We start from the raw sequence: 22232 nt of genomic DNA, 5'->3' as shown, positions 1-22232 counted from the left end.
AATAAAATAATTAACAAATAAATAAAAAAATATAAAACAAAAATTAAATAAAACTAAGGAAAAATGAAAAAAGATTCCTGTTAATTGACGTCTCATCTCAAAATCTAATTACAAGAGATTGGGATAACAGCCAAATGCAGGAATCTTGTTTCATTGAATATGATTATTTATTTGATATAACTATTTATTTCACATAACTGTTTATTTCATATAACTATTTCTTGGCACGTTTTAGTGAAAATACAAATTCTGTTCCAACACCTTCAGTGCTTATAACGTCAATGTTTTCACCATGAGCCATCATAATTTCTTTAACAATGGCAAGACCAATACCGGAACCGGTTTTATCACGGCCTCTTGAAAGGTCTGTTTTATAAAATCTTTGCCAAATTTTATCAATGCTGTCGCTAGGAATACCCATACCAAAATCTTTAACAGAACAGTAGACTTTTTCGCCCTTGTTATAAACTTTTAATATAATTTTCGAACCCACATTACTAAATTTAATGGCGTTATCTAAAAGGTTATAAAGAACCTGCTCGATTTTTCCCTTGTCAGCATAGACATTATAATGTTTTGTTGGAAATTGGATTATAAGCTGTATGTGCTTCTTTTCGCAACTTCCCTGAAAAGTTTCAACAGTGGAAGTAATTACATTTTCCATACTGAACTCTTCGTATAAAAGTTCGGGTCCGGTGCTGTTCCAATTGTTTAAGCTACGCAGACCGGTTGTTAATTTCTCTAAACGGTTTGCTTCGGAAATAACAATTGATAAATATTTGTTATAATCCTCAGGTGGTATGGTTCCATCCATCATTGCTTCCAGATAACCTTTAATTGATGTTAAAGGTGAACGGAAATCGTGAGAAATATTTGAAATAAATTTCTTCTGATATTCCCTTGAATTGTTTAACTGCTTAGACATGTATTTAAGTGAACTTGCCACATCACCAATTTCATCATCGTTATTTACTTTTAAGCCCTCATATTCAAAATTACCTTTGGCATATTCCATTGCCGCCAGACGAATTTGTTTAAGAGGTAAATAAATAAACCACATGAAATTAAGAAAAACTATTAAAGACAAAGCCAGTATTATAATATACGTTACATAGAAAATGTAAGTAATATTGTAACTGCTGTCCTTAATATAAGATGTAGGCATGTGGGCTACCACGTACCCGTAAGTTATATCGTCTTTTGCAAGTGTGTGGACAACACTTAAAGTGTCAGTTTTTGAAATATTGTATAATTTTCCTATTCTATAGGAACCTTTGCTATAGTCAGTTGGATCAAAGTCGTTAAATACAATTGTATGTTCATCGTTGTTTAATTCCTGAGTTTTGTCAGTAGTATAAATCATTTTCTTATTATTATCTAAAACAAGAAGATTACAATTCAATACTCTGTTAAAATCACTAAAGTAGTTATCAGGACTTGAAATATCATCCAAAGATTCTATATCAAGAGATTTGATATTATCTGAAACAACAGACGCGTAGCTGTTAAGCTGTTTGGCATCGTCCTGAACCAAATGATTGTAAATAAGGTTTGTTGACCAATAAGTTATAAGTAAAAATCCAAGTACAGCAAAGGAAAAATATCCTATAAAAAATTTAGTTAAAATAGAATTTCTCATTATTTGTTATGTACCTCGAATCTGTATCCAACGCTCCAAACAGTTCCAATAGACCATTCATCTGTGTCAGAAATTTTTTCTCTTATACGTTTAATGTGGACGTCAACTGTACGTGTATCACCTGCATATTCGTAACCCCAAATATGGTCAAGCAACTGTTCACGAGTGAAAACCTGGTTAGGAGATGAAGCCAGGAAGAATAAAAGTTCAATTTCTCTTGGTGTCATTTCAACCTGTTTTCCTTTATAAATAACTTCGTAGTTTGATAAGTTGATAATTAAATCCTTGTACTCCACATATTTGTCTGACTTAGGAGTTGGAGCTGCAGCCGGTGCTGTGTAACGTCTTAGAACTGCCTTAACTCTTGCAACTAATTCTTTGGAATCAAAAGGTTTAATCATATAATCATCAGCACCAAGTTCAAGTCCTAAAACCTTGTCAAAAACTTCGGTTTTGGCAGAAAGCATAATAATAGGAACTTTTGACTCTTTGCGGATTTCCCTACATACTTCGTATCCGTCAATGCCCGGTAGCATAATGTCAAGAAGTACAAGGTCAGGATTATATTCCTTAAAAGCGTTAAGTGCTGACTGACCGTCTTCTTCTGTTCTTGTATCAAAACACTCTTTTGTTAAATAAAGAGAAATAAGATTTGCAATGTTTGCATCATCATCAACGATTAATATTTTCTGTTTGTTTGCCATTTGATTGTCCTCCCATTAATGGTTACTGAAAAATTAAAATCCTAGTATCTTTTATATTTTAAAGATAATGGAAATATAATGTTCATTAAAATTTTTCAGCCGATTTTTAATAATTATATCATAAAATTCTTATGTTAAATAACTTATAATAAAATGTAAAAATATCTTATTTGCAGTAAATAAAATCTGCAATAATACAAAATTTTATTTTCTAATATTAAACATTACTTAAATTCTACTACTGTAGCACCTGCACCGCCTTCACCATGCTCGCCGTTTCTGTATGACTTAACATAAGAGCAGGTTTTCAAATAATTCTGAACGGCTTTTCTTAATGTGCCTGTGCCTTTACCATGAATTACATAAACCTGTGGTAAATGTGCAATGTAAGCATCATCAAGATATTTCTCAAGTTCACCTAAAGCTTCATCAACAGTTTTACCGATTAAGTTGATTTCCATCTTCACGTTAAGAGATTTGTTCATCTTAATCTTGCCGCTACTGTTTCTTGTAAGACCCGGTGCCTTAATATCAGGTTCATCAATAATTTCTAAGTCCCTAATATTAACCTTGCTGTTTAAAATACCCATTTTGACAGTTAAGTTACCGGCTGCGTTTGGAAGGGAGGCAACAGTACCATTTAAGTTCATGCTAAGCACCTTAACCCCTGTTCCAAGTTTAAAGTCAGAAGCTTTGTAAGATTTTGAAGGCTTAGAAGCCTTAATCGAACTGTGGCTTTGATTCTTTTTAATTTTTGAACCAACGGCAGTTCTTGATTTCTCAAGTTCTTTTGTATTGCCGGACTTACCGTATTTGTTAATATTTTTAATTGCTGTATCAGCAGTTTCCTTAGCTTCTTTAAGAATATCAAGGGCTTCTTCCCTTGCTTTAGATAAAATTTTATCTTTCTTTTCATTAATCTCTTTAGTTCTGTATTCGTAATCTTTTTTCAAAGATGCTATTTGAGACTTGTAAACAGAAATTGTTTCGTGGTCTTTTTCAATCTGTTTCTTCTGGCGCTCAAGTTCAGCTAAAACATCTTCAAACTGCTCATCTTCAGCATCAATTCTAGACTTGGCATCATCAATAATAAATTTAGGTAAGCCAAGTTTTTCTGAAATTGCAAAAGCATTACTTTTTCCCGGTATACCAATTAATAAGCGGTAAGTTGGTCTTAAAGTTTCAACATCAAATTCGCAACTGGCATTCTGGACACCATCTGTGGAGAGGGCGTAAAGTTTTAACTCACTATAGTGAGTTGTTGCCATGGTTCTTGTACCCATATTCTTTAAGAAGTTAAGAATTGAAATTCCAAGAGCTGCACCTTCTACCGGATCAGTTCCTGCACCTAATTCGTCAAAGAGAACAAGAGAGTCCTGATCGGCTTTGTTTAAAATATTTACAGTGTTTACCATGTGAGCTGAGAAGGTACTTAAACTTTGCTCAATACTCTGCTCGTCACCAATGTCTGCAAAAATCTCTTTAAATACTGCAAGGCTACTGCCCTCAAAGGCAGGGATATGTAAACCTGACTGGCCCATTAATGATAATAGCCCAACTGTTTTTAGGGAAACTGTTTTACCACCGGTGTTAGGACCTGTAACAATAAGCAGGTTAAAATCTTTTCCTAAATTAACGTCTATTGGCACTACTTTCTTTGAATCAAGTAATGGATGACGTCCCTGTTTAATATTTATAAAACGTTTGTCGTTAAATTCAGGCATGGTTGCTTTCATTTTCTTGGCAAGATTTGCTTTTGCAAAAATAAAGTCAAGTTTAGGCAGTAATTCCATGTCAGTTCTAAGCTGTTCCATGTATTCGCTACATGTAACACTTAAATTAGCAAGTATAATCTGAATTTCGTCAGCTTCTTTAACTGATAATTCACGCAACTTGTTATTAAGTTCCACAACTACAGTAGGCTCTACAAAAAGAGTTGAACCTGTTGAGGACTGGTCGTGAATAATTCCCGGCACATTGCCACGATATTCTTGTTTAACAGGAACGCAGTAACGACCGTCTCTCATGGTAATAAGAGAGTCCTGTAAGTATGTTTTGTTGTTAGTAGAATTAACAAGGTTACTAAGCTGACTGTGAATTCTATCATTTGTCAGCTTCATTTGTCTTCGAATATTTTTTAAGTTATAAGAAGCATCATCTGCCATTTCTTCTTCAGAAATAATACACTTCTCAATTTCTTTATTTAAATTAGTAAGAGGCTCAATGGCTTCAAACATATCGTCTAGGCTGTCTTTGTTACCATCGTCATCTCGTCTTGAAAAAGTTTTAACCCTGTTGGCAACTTTTAATAGGGAACTGATTCTAAGAAGTTCTCCCATGCCAAGGGTGCTGCCAATTTCCAATCGTTTAAGGGATTCACCAATGTTGTGAAGTCCCGAAAAAGAAAGGCTGCCTTTTTGCCAAACTCGTGTAAGTGCATCGCCTGTATTTTGCTGCATTATTTTTATCTCATGATAATCAGATGAAGGTGTGAGATTCTCACAAAGTCTGCGTCCCATGTCAGAACCTGCTTCTTCTTTTAGCAAGTCAATAATTTTGTTAAACTCTAATGTTTTTAATACCTTTTTGTTCATTTTATAATCTCCATTTATTTGATGTAACTATACATATTCTGCCACCAAATACAGTGGTACTGTTCTTGTATTTGAATACATAATCAATTATAATAAAGTTTAGCTTAAATGTGTATAAAAGTAAATTCTTATATTAGGAGGAAATAATGAAATATATCGAAACATTACGTGAAGGTGAAAGAGTACAGGAAGTATACTTATGCAAACAAAAAAGTAGCGCAATGACAAAAACAGGAAAAGAGTATGAGAATGTTATTTTACAGGATAAAACAGGACAGTTAGATGCAAAAATCTGGGACCCGGGTTCAATGGGCATTGATGATTTTGACGCATTAGATTATGTAGAAGTTCATGGAGACGTTACAGTTTTTAACGGTCAGACACAGCTTAGTATTAAGCGAGCAAGAAAGGTAAGTGAAGAAAGTGTTGATCCATCAAATTATTTACCTTGCACTGATAAAAACATGGACGAAATGATGACAGAATTGCTAAAATTCATCGCCAGTGTTAATAATCCTTATTATAAACAGATTTTAACAACATTATTCGTTGAGGATGCTAATTTCGCAGAGGCGTTTAAGAAACATTCAGCGGCTAAAAGTGTTCACCATGGATTTATCGGTGGTTTATTAGAGCATACACTTTCAGTAACAAAGTTGTGCGATTTTTATACAAAACAATATCCTATTTTAAACAGGGATTTACTTATTACTTCTGCTATTTGTCATGATATTGGAAAAGTATATGAATTATCAGATTTTCCTTCTAATGAATACACAGATGCAGGACAGTTGTTAGGACATATTGTTATGGGTTCGGAAATGCTTTCAAAGATTATAGCAACAATACCTGATTTTCCAACAAAGCAGGCAAATGAATTGAAGCATTGTATTTTGGCACATCATGGCGAGCTTGAATACGGTTCACCAAAGAAGCCGGCATTAATTGAAGCTGTTGCACTTAATTTTGCAGATAATACAGATGCAAAGATGGAAACAGTTATGGAAATCTTTAAGAGTAACACAACAGCAACATCAGACCAGTGGTTAGGCTACAATAGATTTTTAGAGAGCAACATTAGAAGAACTACTGAATAAAAATGGAGAATGATTAAAATATATGTTTAATAAGAATGATATTATTGAAATAGAAATTATTGATCAGGGAACTACAGGAGAGGGCATAGGCAAAGTTGATGGCTATGCTCTTTTTGTAAAGGATGCAGTTATTGGTGATGTGGTAAAAGTAAAAATTATGAAGGCAAAGAAGAATTTTGCTTTTGCTAAATTACTTGAAGTCGTAAAGCCATCCCCTTATCGTGTAGAGCCTCTTTGCCCTGTGGCAAACCGCTGTGGAGGCTGTCAGCTACAGGCAATGAATTACAAGCAGCAGTTGGAGTTTAAAGAGAAAAAAGTTTACAACAATATTAAGCGAATCGGTGGCATAGAAGATTTTGAAATGAAGCCCATTATTGGTATGAAAGAGTTGGCAGTAAAGGGATATGAAGACAATGGTCCTTTTCACTATAGAAACAAGGCACAGTTTCCAATAGGTCTGGACAGAGAGGGAAATATTGTCAGCGGTTTTTATGCAGGCAGAACTCATTCCATTATTAGTGTGGACAATTGTCTCCTTGGCATTGAAAAAGATGGTGACGTAAATGGCACCGTAATGCATATAGTAAAAACTTTTATGAATATTTATAACATTAAACCTTATGATGAAAAAACGCACAAAGGTTTGGTGAGACATGTTCTTATTAGAATTGGTGCTTTTACAAATGAGATAATGGTTTGTGTGGTTATTAATGGAAATAAATTGCCACATTCACAGGAATTGGTGGAACAGTTATTGCAAATTGATGACATAACAAGTATTTGTCTTAATGTAAACAAAGAAAAAAGCAATGTTATATTAGGAAAAGAAATTATTAACCTGTACGGAAAAGACTATATTGAAGATTACATTGGTGATGTTAAATTTAGAATTTCACCATTGTCCTTTTTCCAGGTAAATCCAATTCAGACAGAAAAGCTTTACAACAAGGCGCTGGAATATGCAAACCTTACAGGTGAGGAAAATGTGTGGGATTTGTATTGTGGTATTGGAAGCATTTCACTTTTTCTTGCAAAATCCGCAAAGAAAGTTATTGGTGTGGAGATTGTTCCAGAAGCAATTGATAATGCCAGAGAAAACGCTGCCATAAATGGCATGGAAAATACAGAGTTTCTGGTTGGGGCAGCAGAAGAAGTAGTTCCTAAATATTTCGAGGAACATAAAAATCAACCTGAATGTAAGCCAGATGTAATCGTGGTGGATCCGCCACGAAAAGGTTGCGACCAGGTTTTGCTTGATACTATTGTAAAAATGAATCCGGAAAGAATTGTGTATGTAAGCTGCGACAGCGCTACATTGGCAAGGGATTTGAAGTGGCTTGAAGAACATGGGTATAAGCTAAAGGAAGCAACACCATGCGACATGTTTGGTCAGACAGTGCATGTGGAGACGGTGGCATGGCTTGAGCAATATCGGTCAGAGGATACCAATCATGACAGTAATTAAAAATATATAAGAAATTGACAACGTATAGTTTTTCACTAAAATTTAATTCGAAATAATCTGAAAAATATATTTAATTTAGGGTAAAAAGTTTGTGATTTTATGTCACAAACTTTTTTGATAATTATATATGATGCAAACGATAATAAGTATCGTATGATTTTATAAAAACAAACTTTATAGTTTACTAGACGTAAATGTTGAGAAAATATTGGATATACTATAAATGTATATATATTTGAGGAGCAATACTTGGAATATGTTTATATAAATGCTCCCCAATAAACATTGATTATTGGGGAGCGTTTAATTATAATAATGATAAAAATGTTCCCCAAAGGAGGAGATAAAATGACAGTACAATACAATGAAGTACAGGAATTACTAAGAAGTCGTGCTGATCTCCATGCAAGATTAAACTTAATGCCTTACGATGGTACACCGGAAATCAAAGAACGTGGAGGTGGAAAATATCTTTATGTAAGAAAGCGTGTGGCAGGAAAACAAACATCAACGTATGTGGGCGTATACACTGAAGAACTATATAATTTGCTTCTTCGTAATGCCAGAGAATCACGTGAAATAAGAAAGTCACTTCGTTCAATTGAAAAGCAACTTGCTGCAGTTGGTTATTCCGAGGATGAACTTTCTGCTGACGTAATAACTAATATAGAATTTGCTCGTGCAAACATGAAAATGAATATTTATGATCAGGCTGTTTTGGAAGGTGTAGCAACATCATTTCCACAGACAGAAGAAATCATAGACAATGGAAAAGTTTCTGGAATGACAGCGACTGACGTACAGAAAATTTTAAATTTGAAACATGCATGGGAGTTTATTTTGGATCGTGATGTAATTGCAAGCCGTTCTGATTACTATATGCTCAGTCATATTGCAAGATTGGTAAATGAAGGATTTTTCGCTGAAGGTGGTAGAATTAGAGGTGTTCCAGTTACCATAGGTGGTTCTACCTATGTCCCACCACTACCAAATGAATTAGATGTAAAAGACAAAATTAGACAGATAGTCGAAGAGGATGACGAGGCTATTAACATAGCGATAAAACTTTGCCTTTATTGTATGAAAACACAGATTTTTCTGGATGGTAATAAACGTGCGTCAGTTATTTTTGCAAATCATTATCTTATTTCACACGGAGGTGGGTTCTTGGTAATTCCTGAAAAAGAAGTACCGGAGTTCAAACGACTGCTTGTAAAATATTATGAAGGTAATGATCTTAAAGTTATTGCAGATTTTATGAAAGAGCATTGTTGGAAAACAATTTGATTATAAAAATTAGCGAACCTTTTGGCTTTTTTAGGGACTAATATAGTGTAAATCGATTTACAGGAGGAAGAAAAAATGAGTGAATACATTAATAATGAACTTATCGAGAACACATATTTGTTCTGCATAAAGCGAGTGGCTAATAGCGATACGGCAAAAGATTTAGCTCATGATATTTTATTGGAAGCATTAAAGGCTGTTTCGAAAGGAAAAAAGTTTACAAATTTTTATGGATGGTATTGGAGAATGGCACATAATAAATATGCAAACTATATGGAGTACAAGAAAACTCAAACTTTGCCAATAGAAGTGGCTGGAGGTGTTGCTGCAGAAATTTGTCAGCCGATAGAACAGATTATTAATGATGAAAAGATTTCGTATCTTAATTATTCACTCTCAAGATTAGCATCAGACTATCGTGAAATAATAATTAGATTTTATTTGAAGGAACAATCAGTAAAACAAATTTCACAGGAATTAAAAATTCCAGAAGGAACTGTAAAAAGAAGATTGTTTGATGCGAAGAAAAAAGTGAAAGAGAGGTTTGATAAAATGAAGAATATTGGTACATTTTCTTATGCTCCGGCAGAGATAGATTGGTTTTGGGGATATAGTTGTAGAGAGGCAGCAGGCGTACTTGATAATCAAAAAATAGCACAACAGATATGTGTTTTGTGTGGAAAAGAACCGAAGAATATTAATGAAATTTCTGATGAAATGGGAGTAGCACCAATTTATGTTGAACCAATTATGGAACAACTTTTAAAAGTGAAATTAGTCGTGCCATATAATAAGAAAAAGTATATTTCAAATTTTGGTGTGTTCCCAAAGCAGGCATACATGCAGGCACAGTCAGTTGCGAACTATGAATTTCGCGAAAACGGTTATTTCGACAAAGTAAATCAGGCTCTGGAGAACATAAAAGATGAAATATTAAAATTCGATTTTTATGGAAATGATTTTAACTACAAATATTTAAAGTGGATTTTTTATGTTATTGCAGGCTATCAAATAGGGTATCTTGCTAATGAAAAATATTTAGAAAAGTATAAAGAAAAATACAAAGATGAGGCGGAAAGAGATTATAGGATTACAATGCAATACAGCAATGCTGATGAAAATATCGATTATCCTATTCAAGATGAAACGAAAACAGCTGAATGGTCATGTTTAACTCAGGAATTTATGTCCACACGTTATGGGAAAATTGAATTCGTAAATGATTATCAGTGTGCCCCTTTTCCAAGCAAAGGAGAAGAATTTGCAAAGGGACGTGACCTGTGGGTAAATGGCGATAATATTACACTATTAATGGAAATAGCTGAAAACAGTAGTAAACAGCTGAATACACATGAAGAAGAAATTGTTGCCTGTTTTATTAAAAACGGCTTGGCTGAAAAGGCAGACAATGGATATAAAGTATTATTACCAATTTTTAAAAGAGACGTATTTGAAAAAATAGCAACACTAATAAAAGAAGCAGTTAGGAATATCGCATATGAATATTCTGATTGTATAGCTGGTAAGGTAGAAAAAATATTATTGCCATATGTGCGAAAAGAACTGATGAGTAACTTTATTTATTGGGATATGAAAATGTTCTTCCAACCTATTTCTTCGCTATTTTATTATGGAATATATGACTCTAATGATTTGGAAATTCCAAAAGATTATGAGCATAGTGCTGCAGGACTTTACCTTGAGGTAAAGTAAAATAGAAACAATGTCAAAGGATATAATATTTAATATTGGATATGCTCGTAATTAGCTACAACTTTATTTCCTTAAAGAATGTAAAGTTGTAGCTTAAAATCAAAAAGAGCTGTATTTAAACAATTTACACACAAAAGTTTTGAAGAAATGTAGGAATTTGGCAAATAAAACTTTGAAGAAATGTAGAAAAATCGAATGTAAGACCTTGAATAAATGTACGTTTGTGATATGATATGTTTATATTTAGGAGGTGTTTATGTATTTTGAACGGAAAGCCTATAAAAAGTTAACAGAATGGAAAGAACATTATTCAGATAAATATGCAGCATTACTTGAGGGTGCCAGACGAGTTGGTAAATCTACAATTGCGGAGAATTTTGCAAAAAATGAATATAAATCATATATTCTCATTGATTTTTCAAAGACAACAAACAATGTTTGTGAGTGTTTTGATGATATAGGAAATTTGGACATGTTTTTTTTGAGGTTGCAGGCAGAAACGGGTGTGACATTGTATGAGCACGATTCGTTGATTATTTTTGATGAGGTGCAACTTTTCCCTAAGGCAAGACAGGCAATTAAGCATTTAGTGTTTGATGGAAGATACAGTTATTTGGAAACAGGTTCGTTGATTTCTATAAAGAAAAATGTAAAAGATATATTAATTCCATCAGAGGAAATGAAAATACAGGTCTATCCAATGGACTATGAAGAATTTTGTCTCGCTACAGGAAATAATTATAATCTTCTACAAAAAATATGTAATATGGGAACGGCAATTGGACAGGCAACAAATCGAAAACTAATGAGAGATTTGCGAATTTATATGGCTGTAGGTGGAATGCCACAGGCTGTTGAAGCATATGTAGATGGCAAAAATTTTTCTGAAATTGACATGGTAAAACGACAGATTATAGCTCTTTACGAAGAAGATTTTAAAAAGATTGATGCGTCTGGGAGAATATCAGCATTATATCATTCTATTCCGGCTCAACTGGCAAAAGGTGGAAGGAAATATCGAATCACAGTAGCAATAGGAAAAAGAAAAAATAAAAGAGAGGATGAACTATTATATGAGTTAATTGATTCAAAAACAGTTTTGCCATGCTATAATTCTACAGATCCAAGAGTGAGTTTGGCAGATACAAAAGATTTTAATAGTTATAAACTATACCTTTCAGACACGGGATTGTTTGTTACATTGATGTTTGCTGATCGTCCTGTAACGGAAAATGTTGTGTACGCAAAATTGTTATCAGATAAATTGCCGGCAAATTTAGGGTTCCTTTATGAAAATCTTATTGCTCAAATGATTACTGCATCTGGAAGAGAATTGTATTATCATACATGGGAAAAAAATGGAAGCACACATTATTATGAAGTGGATTTCCTGATTTCTGAAGAAAGTAAAATAAATGCTTTTGAGATTAAATCTTCTGGTGCAGGGAAACATCAGTCCATAAAGCAGTTCTCTGAAAAATTTTCAAAGAATGTAAATAAAATATATTTATTGTCCCAGAAAGATGTTGGAAAGGAAGAAAATTTACTGTTTAAGCCATTTTATCTGATGCCCTTTCTAATTTGATAAATAAAAAAGATTGAAGCTAAAAAAGGTTGGAGAAAGTTCCAACCTTTTTTACTTAGTTGTGTCTATATTAATGAACATGTTCAATAAAGCACATAATGGAGGAGAAAATGGAGCAAAAAGAAGCAGGAGAAATCGTTAATAATTACATAAATCGAATATACAGTTTTGTAAAGAAAAGAGTGTCAAACGAGGCTGACGTACAAGACATATCGCAGGAGATAGCTTTTAAACTGTATAAGTCGTTGTGCATTAAAGATGTGATTAATGTAGATGGATTTGTGTGGACCGTAGCTAGAAATACTTTGGTTAATTTCTATAGGGAAAATGGTCGCTTTAAGATGAATGTTTCAATAGATGATAATGAAGTTAAAACAAGTGATGGTGGCAAGGATATAATTGATAGCATGATAGAAAAGGAAAACTATCACAGAATTAGAAAAGAAATTGCTTATCTGTCTAAGATTCAGCGACAAATTCTCATTATGTATTATTACGAAGAAAAAAAGCAAAAAGAAATAGCTTCTATTTTAAATCTTCCAGTGGGAACAGTAAAGTGGCACCTAAGTGTGGCAAAGAACGAATTGAAACGAGGTATGGCAAAGATGAGAAATATAAATGATTTAAAATTTAATCCAATAAAGTTTGCAAAGGTTAGATATGATGGGTATACGGGAACAATGGGAAATCCAATAAAGTATGTAAGAAGTGCATTGTCTCAAAATATTCTGTATACGATAAAAGATTCAGCAAGAACAATTGAAGAAATTGCTGATATTATGAATGTTTCTCCGGTTTATGTAGAAAGTGAAATCGAATTTCTTGAGGAACATCAACTTGTTATAAGAGACAAAAACAAATACATTTGCAATATAATTATAGAAGAAACAAATGGGGAAAATGAAGTCAACATTATTAAGAAATGCTATAGAAAAATAGCAGAAGAGCTTTCTGCAAAATTATTTGATGAAATTGTAAATAACAACTACTTAAATAGCCCGGATATTTTAGGCCCTAAGGATGATAACTTTAGAATGTGGGGATTATTAATATATCTGATTGCAACAGCTAATGTAGATAGTATTAAAAAAACAATTACATTTGAGCAGGCAGCAACCATTAGACCGGATGGTGGTTGCAATATTATTACTGCCAGTGTTGATTCAGAGAGTGAAAAAGAAATATTAAATATCACGGAGGAATTTTGTGGACCATGTTGGAATGAAGATGAGCTGTTAAAACTGTGGCTGGTGGATAGCAAATGGTCGGATAAACGAGTGACAGAATACTATGGTGGCCCTAATATACAAAGGGATCTTAAGTTGATTGGCAGATTTATCAGTGGCGATATTCTTAGTGTTGATGAATATACATATCTTTTGGAAAAAGGCTATATTATAAAGCAAGATGGAGTGTATGAATTAGGTGTTGTGGCAATAAAATCAGGAGAAATAAGAGAAAAACTTGAGAAAATGGCTTACAATATAAAAAATGAAGTAATTGAAAAAAATCTTAATCTGATTAGAGAGTATCAGGCTTTATTAGAACCGGATAACATGCCAAAGAACGTAAAGATTCAAAGGGAATACATAAATCAATATTTGTTTTCATCAGATGCTTTTTTTTGTGTATTTTCAATGGAATATTTAATTGAAAGTGGAAGGCTTAAGATTGTAGAAGATAAATATAAGAAAGCAGTAGGGCAGATTGTGATTCTGAAATAATGTTAAAAATTAGCAAATACGTTTGGAAATTAGACGTAAATTAAACAAAAATTAAGAATACGTTTGAAAAATAAACGTAAAATCAAACGAAAACTTAAAAATACGTCTGAAAATCAAACAAAAACTAAAAAATATGTTTAATAATCAAACGAAAAGCGAACGAAAAAAATACGTTTTGGAGTAGATGATGATGGAATTGAAGTTGGAGTTAAAAATCCCGTTCAGGCATGCACGGATATAGAAAATAGGATAAATGATAGTATTTCACCTGTACCGGATTATAGATTAAATATAAATGAAAATACATCAGTAATAGTCCTTACTGTTGAAGAGGGTAGTAACAAACCATATTTTTACAAATCGAAAGCGTATAAAAGAATTGATTCCTAAGGAAGCATTCAGGGAAGCTATAGCAAATGAATTAGCACATAGAACATGGGATGTGAAATCAAACATCAACGTGGCCATGTATGATAATAGGATAGAAATCACCTCTCCCGGTGTATTACCAAAGGGTATTTCTAAGGAAGAATATTTGAACGGAGGAATATCCATACCTAGAAACTATATTTTATGCAATGTGTTTTTAAGATTGCATATGTATAGAATGTTTCGGAACTGGAATAAAAAGAATAAATCAATATTATAAAGATAATGCTATAAAGCTGCAATATGTAATAACTGAAAACATGATTAAAATATGCCTTTCAATCATTGAAAAAAATACATTAGAAGGCGATGAATCGGTTATATTTAACTTACTTGACACAAAGTCTATGTCCAGTTTTGCAATTGTAAAAAAATCAAAAGTTATATCAATTTTAAACCACCTTGTCGAGCAGGACTATATTGAGAAAACAGGTAATGGAAGAGGAACAAAGTATCAAAGATGATAAAGAATATACAAACCACTCCAATTATAAAAATTACGAAATGGAGAGTTAGAACATTGGGAAATTGTTGTAAATTTTGCAATAGTTCAAAAGGAATGATTTCTTATTGGTTAAAAGACATGTCAATCATAAAAATAATTTATGGTTAATTTTTTAACGAAATGCATAAATTTGTTGAATAAGCATTGAATTTGTCAGTTATTAATGTATAATATATGCGTAAAGCGAGATTTTTTTGCTTTAGGTAAGAAAGGCACCATAATTATTAAATTCCTTGGTGACTTTTCGAAAAACAAGATAGAAAAGGAGTATTATTAAAATGGCAATCGATTTAACAAAATATGGAATTAATGGAACAACTGAAATTGTTTACAATCCATCATACGAAGAGTTATTTGCAGAAGAAACAAAGCCAGAACTTGAAGGTTTTGACAAAGGTCAGGAAAGTGAATTAGGTGCAGTAAACGTTAAGACTGGTGTATACACAGGACGTTCACCTAAAGACAAATACATCGTTATGGATGAAAATTCAAAGGACACTGTTTGGTGGACATCAGATGAATACGCAAACGATAACCATCCATTATCAGAAGATGTATGGGCTACATTAAAGGACATCGCTAAGAAAGAACTTTCAAACAAGAAACTTTATGTAGTAGATGCTTTCTGTGGAGCAAATGCAGACACACGTATGGCTATCCGTTTTATCGTAGAAGTAGCTTGGCAGGCACATTTCGTAACAAATATGTTCATTAAGCCAACAGAAGAAGAACTCAAGAACTTCGAACCAGACTTCGTAGTATACAATGCTTCAAAGGCAAAAGTAGAAAACTACAAAGAACTTGGATTAAACTCAGAAACAGCAGTTGCATTCAATATCACAAGCCGTGAACAGGTTATCATTAACACATGGTACGGCGGAGAAATGAAGAAGGGTATGTTCTCAATGATGAACTACTACTTACCACTTAAGGGTATTGCTTCAATGCACTGTTCAGCAAATACAGATTTAAATGGAGAAAACACAGCAATTTTCTTCGGTTTATCAGGAACAGGAAAGACAACACTTTCAACAGATCCTAAGCGTCTCTTAATCGGTGATGACGAACATGGTTGGGATGACAACGGAGTATTCAACTTTGAAGGTGGATGCTACGCTAAGGTTATTGACTTAGATAAGGAATCAGAACCAGATATCTACAATGCTATTAAGCGTGATGCACTTCTTGAAAATGTAACATTAGATGAAAATGGAAAGATTGATTTCGCTGATAAGAGCGTAACAGAAAACACTCGTGTTTCTTACCCAATCAATCATATTAAAAATATTGTACGTCCTATTTCATCAGCACCAGCAGCTAAGAACGTAATCTTCTTATCAGCAGATGCATTTGGAGTATTACCACCAGTATCAATCTTAACAGAAGGTCAGACACAGTATTACTTCTTATCAGGATTTACAGCAAAATTAGCTGGTACAGAACGTGGAATTACAGAACCAACTCCAACATTCTCAGCATGTTTCGGACAGGCTTTCTTAGAGCTTCATCCAACAAAATACGCTGAAGAATTAGTTAAGAAGATGGAAAAGAACGGCGCTAAGGCATATCTTGTAAACACAGGATGGAATGGTACAGGAAAGCGTATCTCAATTAAGGATACACGTGGTATCATCGATGCTATCTTAAGCGGAGCAATCAACGAAGTTCCTACAAAGACAATTCCATACTTCAACTTTGAAGCTCCAACAGAACTTCCTGGAGTAGATGCAGGAATTCTTGATCCAAGAGATACTTACGCTGATGCTTCAGAATGGGAAACAAAGGCATTAGATCTTGCAGACAGATTCATCAAGAACTTCGCAAAATACGAAGGAAACGAAGCAGGAAAAGCACTTGTTTCAGCAGGACCACAGAAATAATCGCGAAGCTTTGAGCAAAGCGACATAATAAAAGAAGAGACAGGCAACCCGTTATGCTTGCATAAACGGGAGCCTGTCTCTTCTTTTATTTAGCGGCATTCTGGGAATGCCGCGTGCTTATTGATTTGTTTACAAATCAATAAGAGGAGTGTCGTGCATAAAAAAGTCAGAGCAAAGGGAATGCCGCGTGCTTATTGATTTGTTTACAAATCAATAAGAGGAGTGTCGCGCGTAAAAAAGTCAGAGCAAAGGGAATGCCGCGTGCTTATTGATTTGCATACAAATCAATAAGGGGAGTGTCGCGTTTGAAAAGAAATTTTGATATAAAAGTGATTTTTTGCTCGAAATAATGTATAATTATAAATATTTTTGTGGGCATAACAAATTTATCGTATATTTGCTAAGTAACAATGCCCCAAAAAAACAATAAATTTATAGGAGGGTTTGTATGAGAAAGACATTCAAACAAATTATGTCTATTATGCTGGCAGCAGCATTAACGCTAGGTGGAACACCTTTCACAGCAAAGGCGTCTATAGACATAAAACAAGAAGAAAACAACAAAAACAAAAAGGAAAAAAGTTATGTAGAAGGACAGGCAGTCATTCTATATAAGGAAAGTGGAAAGAATGTTTCAACACAGAGTATTACAGACAGTAAGGTAAAAATTAAAGAAACATATGATTTCCAGGAAAGCAAAGGAAAGGTGAAAACTTATAGTAACAATGATGCTTCAGACGTGAAGGTTTCTTTAGTTGAATCAGATTCATATTCAACAGAAGAACTTATTGCAAAGATGAAGAACAAAGTTGGTGTTATAAGTGTTCAGCCAAACTATATTTATAAGGCTTCAGATTATAATGACAAGTATTATAAATATCAGTGGTCTCAGGAAAACGTTGGTCAAAATGGCGGCACAAAGGGATTAGATATTAACGCTGACAGCAGCGCTTTGGCTGACAAGGACAATAAGGAAAAAGTTGTTGCAATTGTTGACACAGGTGTTGATTACACACATGAAGATTTAAAAGATAAAATATGGAACAACCCTTATGATGAAAGTGAACTAAAAGGAAAACATGGATATGATTTTGCTAATGAAGATGCAGATCCATTAGATGACAACGGTCATGGTAGTCACTGTGCAGGTATTATTGCAGCACAGTCTAACAACAATGTTGGTATAAGTGGAACTGCAAAAAGTGATAACATAAGGATCATGGCACTTAAATTCCTCGATGAAGAAGGTTCAGGTTCAACAATAGATGCTATAAGTGCTTATAACTATATTTATAAAGCGCAGTCATTAGGCACAAATGTTGTAGCTGTAAATGACTCATGGGGCGGTGATGCAGACGAAACAGAAGATGCATTAAAAGCTGTTATTGAAATGGTTGGTAAGAAGGGGGCACTTTCAGTTGTAGCTTCCGGAAATGACGGTGTAAATGTAGATGATCAATACACAAGTCCTGCCTGTATTGACAGCGATTACATTATTTCAGTTGCAGCAAGCAACGAAAATGATGAACTTGCAACTTTTTCTAATTATGGAAAAGATAATGTAGACATTGCAGCACCGGGAACTAACATTCTCTCATCAGTTTCATATAATTGCTATAATCCATCTATTTACGAAAACCCAATGGATTTAAGTAGTACATTCTATACATACGACACAGAAAAAGTAGTTAATGTAGTTGAAGATGAAGCTATCGTAAAAGATGCAGCACAGGGGGAGGCTCCTTGGGGACATTCAAGTGATGATGAGGGTGCAAAATTCACAGCAACTACAACTCACAATTCATATTTTGGAGAAGCAAAAAATACAAACAAGTCCCTTAATTTATCTGTAAGCAATATTGCAACAGAAGAACAGTATAATTTCTATTTACCATACGAATTGAAAAAATCTTCAACTCCTGTAACAGTAAGTGCAATGTTAAAGGTAAATGCGAAACCTAAAAAAGACAACACAAACATTACAGGTCTTTTAGATGAAGATACAATTGGAACGTATGGAATTTTTGATTGTGATGTAAAAGATTCAGGAGAACTTGATTTTGCTAATGCAGAAATGATAGGTATGTCACACTTAGAGCAGGATAATTGTTATACACATTTAAGTTTTTCAACTTCAGGTAAAGTTAAAAAAGATACTAAGAAAGTTCTTATTCTTGCTTTAGTTGCTTCAACAGATGGCGAGTATGGATTTAGTGTAGAAGATTTTGGTGTAAGCAAAGAAGATGTTAATTCAGACGAATTTGGAAAATACGACTTTTATAATGGTACATCAATGGCTACACCACATGTTACAGGTGCAGTAGCAGCCATTGCAAATATATATGGTAACAGTAATTCATTAGATGTTAAAAACAGAGTGCTTGGTTCTGTAAGAGAGATACCAGCATTAGCAAACAAAGTTTCATCAAGTGGTGTACTGGACTTAACAAAGGTTGACACACCTAGCATTAGCGTTGGTAAGATTCAGATGAACGCTAAATCACAGGTTGAAATTAAAGGTTCATACCTTAAAGGTGCTAAAGTATTTGTAAACAATACAGAAGTAAAACAGCTTTCAAACAATGATCAGACAGTTACATTTGACGGAAATAACTATAAGAATAAAACTTTAAATATTAAGATTCAAAAAGAAGAAAAAACAATAGAGAGAACATGTTACTTCTCATGTGGTAAAGCATTCACATCTGACAAGAAGTTCATAAACTCTATGTTAGGCGGTCAGTTAGTATCAACAGGTCAGGAAGTGGCATACATTACTGATGAAGGTATTGTTATGTGGAGTTCTTTATCAAATAGTCAGGATATTGATATTGATGAATTAATTAAAAAATTCCCTGAATTAAAAGATGAAATCTTAAAAGAACAGGAATCTTTAAAAGATGCAGGTAGAACTTCAGAACTTGATGAAGGAAGATTCCCATTTACAACAGAAATGTTCGGGGCAGAATATAAGTATGCATTAAACGGTAGTGTATATGCTAACAGCGATTTTGCCTACACAAACGGAAAGCTTTATGGAGCAGTAGGTTTAGATTTAGGTTACACAGAAGAAGAAATTCTTGCATACTATGATACTAATAAAGGTTGGAAGAAATTAACAGCAGTTCCAAAAGAATTTAAGGGGGCATTTGGTTACAATTTAGTAGCATATAATGGTGACTTATATTTATTCGGCGGAATTAAGAAGGATGGAAGTCTTGATACATCAGTTATGAAGTATTCTTTATCAGCAAAGAAGTGGACAACAGTTGCTAAGTTGCCAAGTGGACGAGCTTGTGCGAAAGCTGTTCAGGTTGGAAATAAGTTAATTGTAACATTGGGAACAGACGGAACAGAATCAACTCCAAAGAACTTGATTTTTGATGGTAGCAAGTGGACTGTGTCTAAGGCAACAATTGGAAAAGTTACAGATGCTTACAAGAAAACAATTAATGGTAAGGAATTCTGTATAACAGAAGCACAGATTGGTGCAATTTCTAACGGTGTTATTTATACAGATTTAAAGGCAGAAGGTCTTGGAGATACATTTACATACAACCTTAGTTCAGATTCCTACAAGGCTTCAGGTTACAGCTTAAACAGCGAAAACTTTAAGGCGGATAATGTTTTAGCAACAACAGTCCAGGACAAGTTATACGTTCTTTATGGTAACAATCAGGTGACCGATGATGACGATGATTGGAACTTTGGAAAAGGAACTACAAAGAAATCTAGTGCAGTTAGCATTGACGGTGACGAAGAAGTCGCAGCAGGAATTGAATCAGTATACATTAATGTAACAAGTGGATATACAAATGTAGTAGACAGCAGTACAGACGGCGGTTATGTAGAAGGCACAGGCTACTATTTGCCAGGTGATACATTTAAGCTTATTGCAAAAGCTGACGATAACTTTACAATAACAAAGTTTACTGTTAATGGTAAGAATGTTGCTAAAGGTAAAAAAGGATATGTTTATACAGCAAGAGCTAATTCATTAGGCAGCAAGGTAACAGCAAAAGTTTATACAAAACAGAAGGTTACTGTAACAAAGGTTGGCGCAACTTCAATTAAAAAAGCCAAGAGAACAGCAAAGAAACTTAAGCTTACTTTAGCAAAGGCTTCAAATGCAATAGGATATCAGATTGCTTACTCAACATCAAAGAAGTTTACAAAGAAAACAACTAAGTATGTAACTAGCAAGAAGACATCAGTTACTTTAAAGAAATTAAAGAATAAAAAGTATTATGTAAAAGCCAGAGCCTATACAAAAGTTGGCAAGAAATCTGTATACGGAAGCTGGTCAGAAGTTAAGACTATTAAAAAAGTTAAAGCAAAGAAGGATAAAACTAAAAAGTCAAAAAAGAAATAAAGTGTTTGTTGTAGATTAATTTGAATATTTAGTAATAATAAAGCACAATATTTTGAAATCATAAAAAGCGATTAATTGGAAAAAATAATACCGGTTAATCGCTTTTCTATGTAATAAAAAATTTATTATTTGCAAAGCTTTAGAAAGTTGTTATAATAGTGAACTGTAAGTGACAATATCCTAGTAAATGAATATGGTTGCAGGATAAGGCACACAATAGTAAATGAACCGGAGTTGATGATTATGCCGGTTTGGAATACAAAATCTTGAAGGAGGATACAGTAATGGATGTAAAGATTACAAAGGAAATGACAATGGGTGAACTTTTATCAATAGACAGAGGCGTAGCCATCGTTCTTATGGAAGCAGGAATGCATTGCATCGGATGCCCATCATCAATTGGAGAATCTTTAGAAGAAGCTGCTATGGTACATGGAATTAACCCTGATGAATTATTAGTTAATATTAATAAATATTTCGAGAAAAAAAAAGTTGAAGAATAATCTTTAACTGTAGAGATAACAAGAGCAGTTGTGGGTATTGTTTATGCAAACAGTCTCACAGCTGTTTTTATATGTAATAAAAAATTACTTCAGAATTTCTTATTGCATATAAATCGTTCCACTAGGGATGTACACTCACGTGAAAGGAAGATAGTGTGGAAACAAAACGTGCTGGTTGCGTGGAATGTGGCTGGCCACATTCGTGGTTCCTTATTAATCAAAAAGTTGAAATATTCTCCAAAAACAGGTAACATTAAATATATCAAAGATAAAAGGGTGTAATAATATGCATTTTAGAATGAATAAATTTATGCAGGAGGGGGCTTTTAAACAGTTATTTAAAAAGCAGACTCAGGGCATACAGGAAAAATATAATATAAAAAAAGCAGATGTACGAATAATAGGGTATTTGAACAGTTGTGGAGAAAATAATACAGCAAAGGATATTCAGTTTGTATCAAAAATGAACAAGGGGCACATATCTACAGCAATGGAAAATCTCTGTGATCAGGGGTATGTGAAGGCAATTCACGATGAAAAAGACAAAAGAGTGATACATTATGTTTTACAGGAAAAGGCAATGCCGATTTTGGAAGAACTGGATAAGGTAATGAAAGAAACAGAAAATGAGATAATGAAAGGTGTTACTGATGAAGAGAGAGAGGTCGTAAAAAGAGTATCCGGGAAAATGTGGGATAATCTTAACCGACTTCTTGAAAATAAATAACAAATGAA

At 33.7% G+C, this 22232-nt stretch carries 15 protein-coding genes; 12 read left to right on the top strand and 3 right to left on the bottom strand.

Annotation, left to right across the window (positions count from 1 at the left end; genetic code table 11):
- Positions 1–214: 214 nt before the first annotated feature.
- The 3 genes from DW006_RS08815 to DW006_RS08805 all read right to left on the bottom strand — a co-directional run bounded on the left by DW006_RS08815 (position 215) and on the right by DW006_RS08805 (position 4937).
- Entirely contained in the window at positions 215–1639 is a 1425-nt protein-coding gene (locus tag DW006_RS08815) for a HAMP domain-containing sensor histidine kinase (protein ID WP_117999951.1), read from the bottom strand.
- A complete protein-coding gene (locus DW006_RS08810; protein WP_022165105.1) occupies positions 1639–2343 on the bottom strand; it encodes a response regulator transcription factor in 705 nt (234 codons plus the stop codon). The genes DW006_RS08815 and DW006_RS08810 overlap by 1 nt, the downstream gene beginning before the upstream one ends.
- A gap of 224 nt (positions 2344–2567) precedes the next feature.
- Positions 2568–4937, bottom strand: a complete 2370-nt coding sequence (locus DW006_RS08805) for an endonuclease MutS2 (protein WP_117999950.1) — start codon at positions 4935–4937, stop codon at positions 2568–2570.
- Positions 4938–5083: 146 nt separating this feature from the next.
- Here DW006_RS08805 and DW006_RS08800 point away from each other — a divergent pair, with 146 nt between their 5' ends.
- The 12 genes from DW006_RS08800 to DW006_RS08750 all read left to right on the top strand — a co-directional run bounded on the left by DW006_RS08800 (position 5084) and on the right by DW006_RS08750 (position 22224).
- Positions 5084–6034, top strand: a complete 951-nt coding sequence (locus DW006_RS08800; RefSeq protein ID WP_117999949.1) for an HD domain-containing protein — start codon at positions 5084–5086, stop codon at positions 6032–6034.
- A gap of 22 nt (positions 6035–6056) precedes the next feature.
- A complete protein-coding gene (gene rlmD, locus DW006_RS08795) occupies positions 6057–7499 on the top strand; it encodes a 23S rRNA (uracil(1939)-C(5))-methyltransferase RlmD (RefSeq protein WP_117999948.1) in 1443 nt (480 codons plus the stop codon).
- 348 nt (positions 7500–7847) lie between these two features.
- The gene (locus DW006_RS08790) at positions 7848–8786 is read left to right on the top strand and encodes a Fic family protein (RefSeq protein ID WP_117999947.1); all 939 of its coding nucleotides are present in this window, start codon (positions 7848–7850) and stop codon (positions 8784–8786) included.
- A 75-nt stretch (positions 8787–8861) separates the two neighbouring features.
- Positions 8862–10499: a sigma-70 family RNA polymerase sigma factor gene (locus tag DW006_RS08785; RefSeq protein ID WP_117999946.1), complete on the top strand. Its 1638-nt coding sequence runs from the start codon at positions 8862–8864 to the stop codon at positions 10497–10499.
- Positions 10500–10755: 256 nt separating this feature from the next.
- On the top strand, positions 10756–12084 hold the full coding sequence (locus tag DW006_RS08780; protein WP_117999945.1) for an AAA family ATPase: 1329 nt from the start codon (positions 10756–10758) through the stop codon (positions 12082–12084).
- A gap of 110 nt (positions 12085–12194) precedes the next feature.
- Positions 12195–13808 (top strand): RNA polymerase sigma factor, encoded by a 1614-nt coding sequence (locus DW006_RS08775; RefSeq protein WP_158561103.1) that lies wholly within the window; start codon positions 12195–12197, stop codon positions 13806–13808.
- Positions 13809–14133: 325 nt separating this feature from the next.
- Positions 14134–14457: an ATP-binding protein gene (locus DW006_RS12165; RefSeq protein ID WP_199521901.1), complete on the top strand. Its 324-nt coding sequence runs from the start codon at positions 14134–14136 to the stop codon at positions 14455–14457.
- Between the two features lie 40 nt (positions 14458–14497).
- A complete protein-coding gene (locus DW006_RS12160) occupies positions 14498–14701 on the top strand; it encodes a hypothetical protein (protein WP_199521900.1) in 204 nt (67 codons plus the stop codon).
- Positions 14702–15020: 319 nt separating this feature from the next.
- Positions 15021–16622: a phosphoenolpyruvate carboxykinase (ATP) gene (gene pckA / locus DW006_RS08765; protein ID WP_117999943.1), complete on the top strand. Its 1602-nt coding sequence runs from the start codon at positions 15021–15023 to the stop codon at positions 16620–16622.
- Between the two features lie 448 nt (positions 16623–17070).
- A complete protein-coding gene (locus tag DW006_RS08760; protein WP_117999942.1) occupies positions 17071–20994 on the top strand; it encodes a S8 family serine peptidase in 3924 nt (1307 codons plus the stop codon).
- A gap of 284 nt (positions 20995–21278) precedes the next feature.
- Positions 21279–21497, top strand: a complete 219-nt coding sequence (locus DW006_RS08755) for a DUF1858 domain-containing protein (RefSeq protein ID WP_117999941.1) — start codon at positions 21279–21281, stop codon at positions 21495–21497.
- Positions 21498–21783: 286 nt separating this feature from the next.
- Complete coding sequence (locus DW006_RS08750) at positions 21784–22224, top strand: MarR family winged helix-turn-helix transcriptional regulator (RefSeq protein ID WP_117999940.1); 441 nt, start codon at positions 21784–21786, stop codon at positions 22222–22224.
- The last annotated feature ends 8 nt before the right edge of the window (positions 22225–22232 follow it).

The sequence above is a fragment of the Eubacterium sp. AF36-5BH genome, from assembly GCF_003460505.1.
Classification (GTDB): domain Bacteria; phylum Bacillota; class Clostridia; order Lachnospirales; family Lachnospiraceae; genus Eubacterium_G.
The sequence above is the reverse complement of the archived record's forward strand: the minus strand, read 5'-3'. Positions and strand labels throughout refer to the sequence as shown.

Bases quoted from the DNA above. Each gene is read 5' to 3' on its own strand.
- DW006_RS08800 (WP_117999949.1), top strand. From the start codon at position 5,084: ATGAAATATATCGAAACATTACGTGAAGGTGAAAGAGTACAGGAAGTA.
- DW006_RS08810 (WP_022165105.1), bottom strand. From the start codon at position 2,343: ATGGCAAACAAACAGAAAATATTAATCGTTGATGATGATGCAAACATT.
- DW006_RS08780 (WP_117999945.1), top strand. From the start codon at position 10,756: ATGTATTTTGAACGGAAAGCCTATAAAAAGTTAACAGAATGGAAAGAA.
- DW006_RS12160 (WP_199521900.1), top strand. From the start codon at position 14,498: ATGATTAAAATATGCCTTTCAATCATTGAAAAAAATACATTAGAAGGC.
- DW006_RS08805 (WP_117999950.1), bottom strand. From the start codon at position 4,937: ATGAACAAAAAGGTATTAAAAACATTAGAGTTTAACAAAATTATTGAC.
- DW006_RS08775 (WP_158561103.1), top strand. From the start codon at position 12,195: ATGGAGCAAAAAGAAGCAGGAGAAATCGTTAATAATTACATAAATCGA.
- DW006_RS08785 (WP_117999946.1), top strand. From the start codon at position 8,862: ATGAGTGAATACATTAATAATGAACTTATCGAGAACACATATTTGTTC.
- rlmD (WP_117999948.1), top strand. From the start codon at position 6,057: ATGTTTAATAAGAATGATATTATTGAAATAGAAATTATTGATCAGGGA.
- DW006_RS08750 (WP_117999940.1), top strand. From the start codon at position 21,784: ATGCATTTTAGAATGAATAAATTTATGCAGGAGGGGGCTTTTAAACAG.
- DW006_RS08755 (WP_117999941.1), top strand. From the start codon at position 21,279: ATGGATGTAAAGATTACAAAGGAAATGACAATGGGTGAACTTTTATCA.
- pckA (WP_117999943.1), top strand. From the start codon at position 15,021: ATGGCAATCGATTTAACAAAATATGGAATTAATGGAACAACTGAAATT.
- DW006_RS08815 (WP_117999951.1), bottom strand. From the start codon at position 1,639: ATGAGAAATTCTATTTTAACTAAATTTTTTATAGGATATTTTTCCTTT.
- DW006_RS08760 (WP_117999942.1), top strand. From the start codon at position 17,071: ATGAGAAAGACATTCAAACAAATTATGTCTATTATGCTGGCAGCAGCA.
- DW006_RS08790 (WP_117999947.1), top strand. From the start codon at position 7,848: ATGACAGTACAATACAATGAAGTACAGGAATTACTAAGAAGTCGTGCT.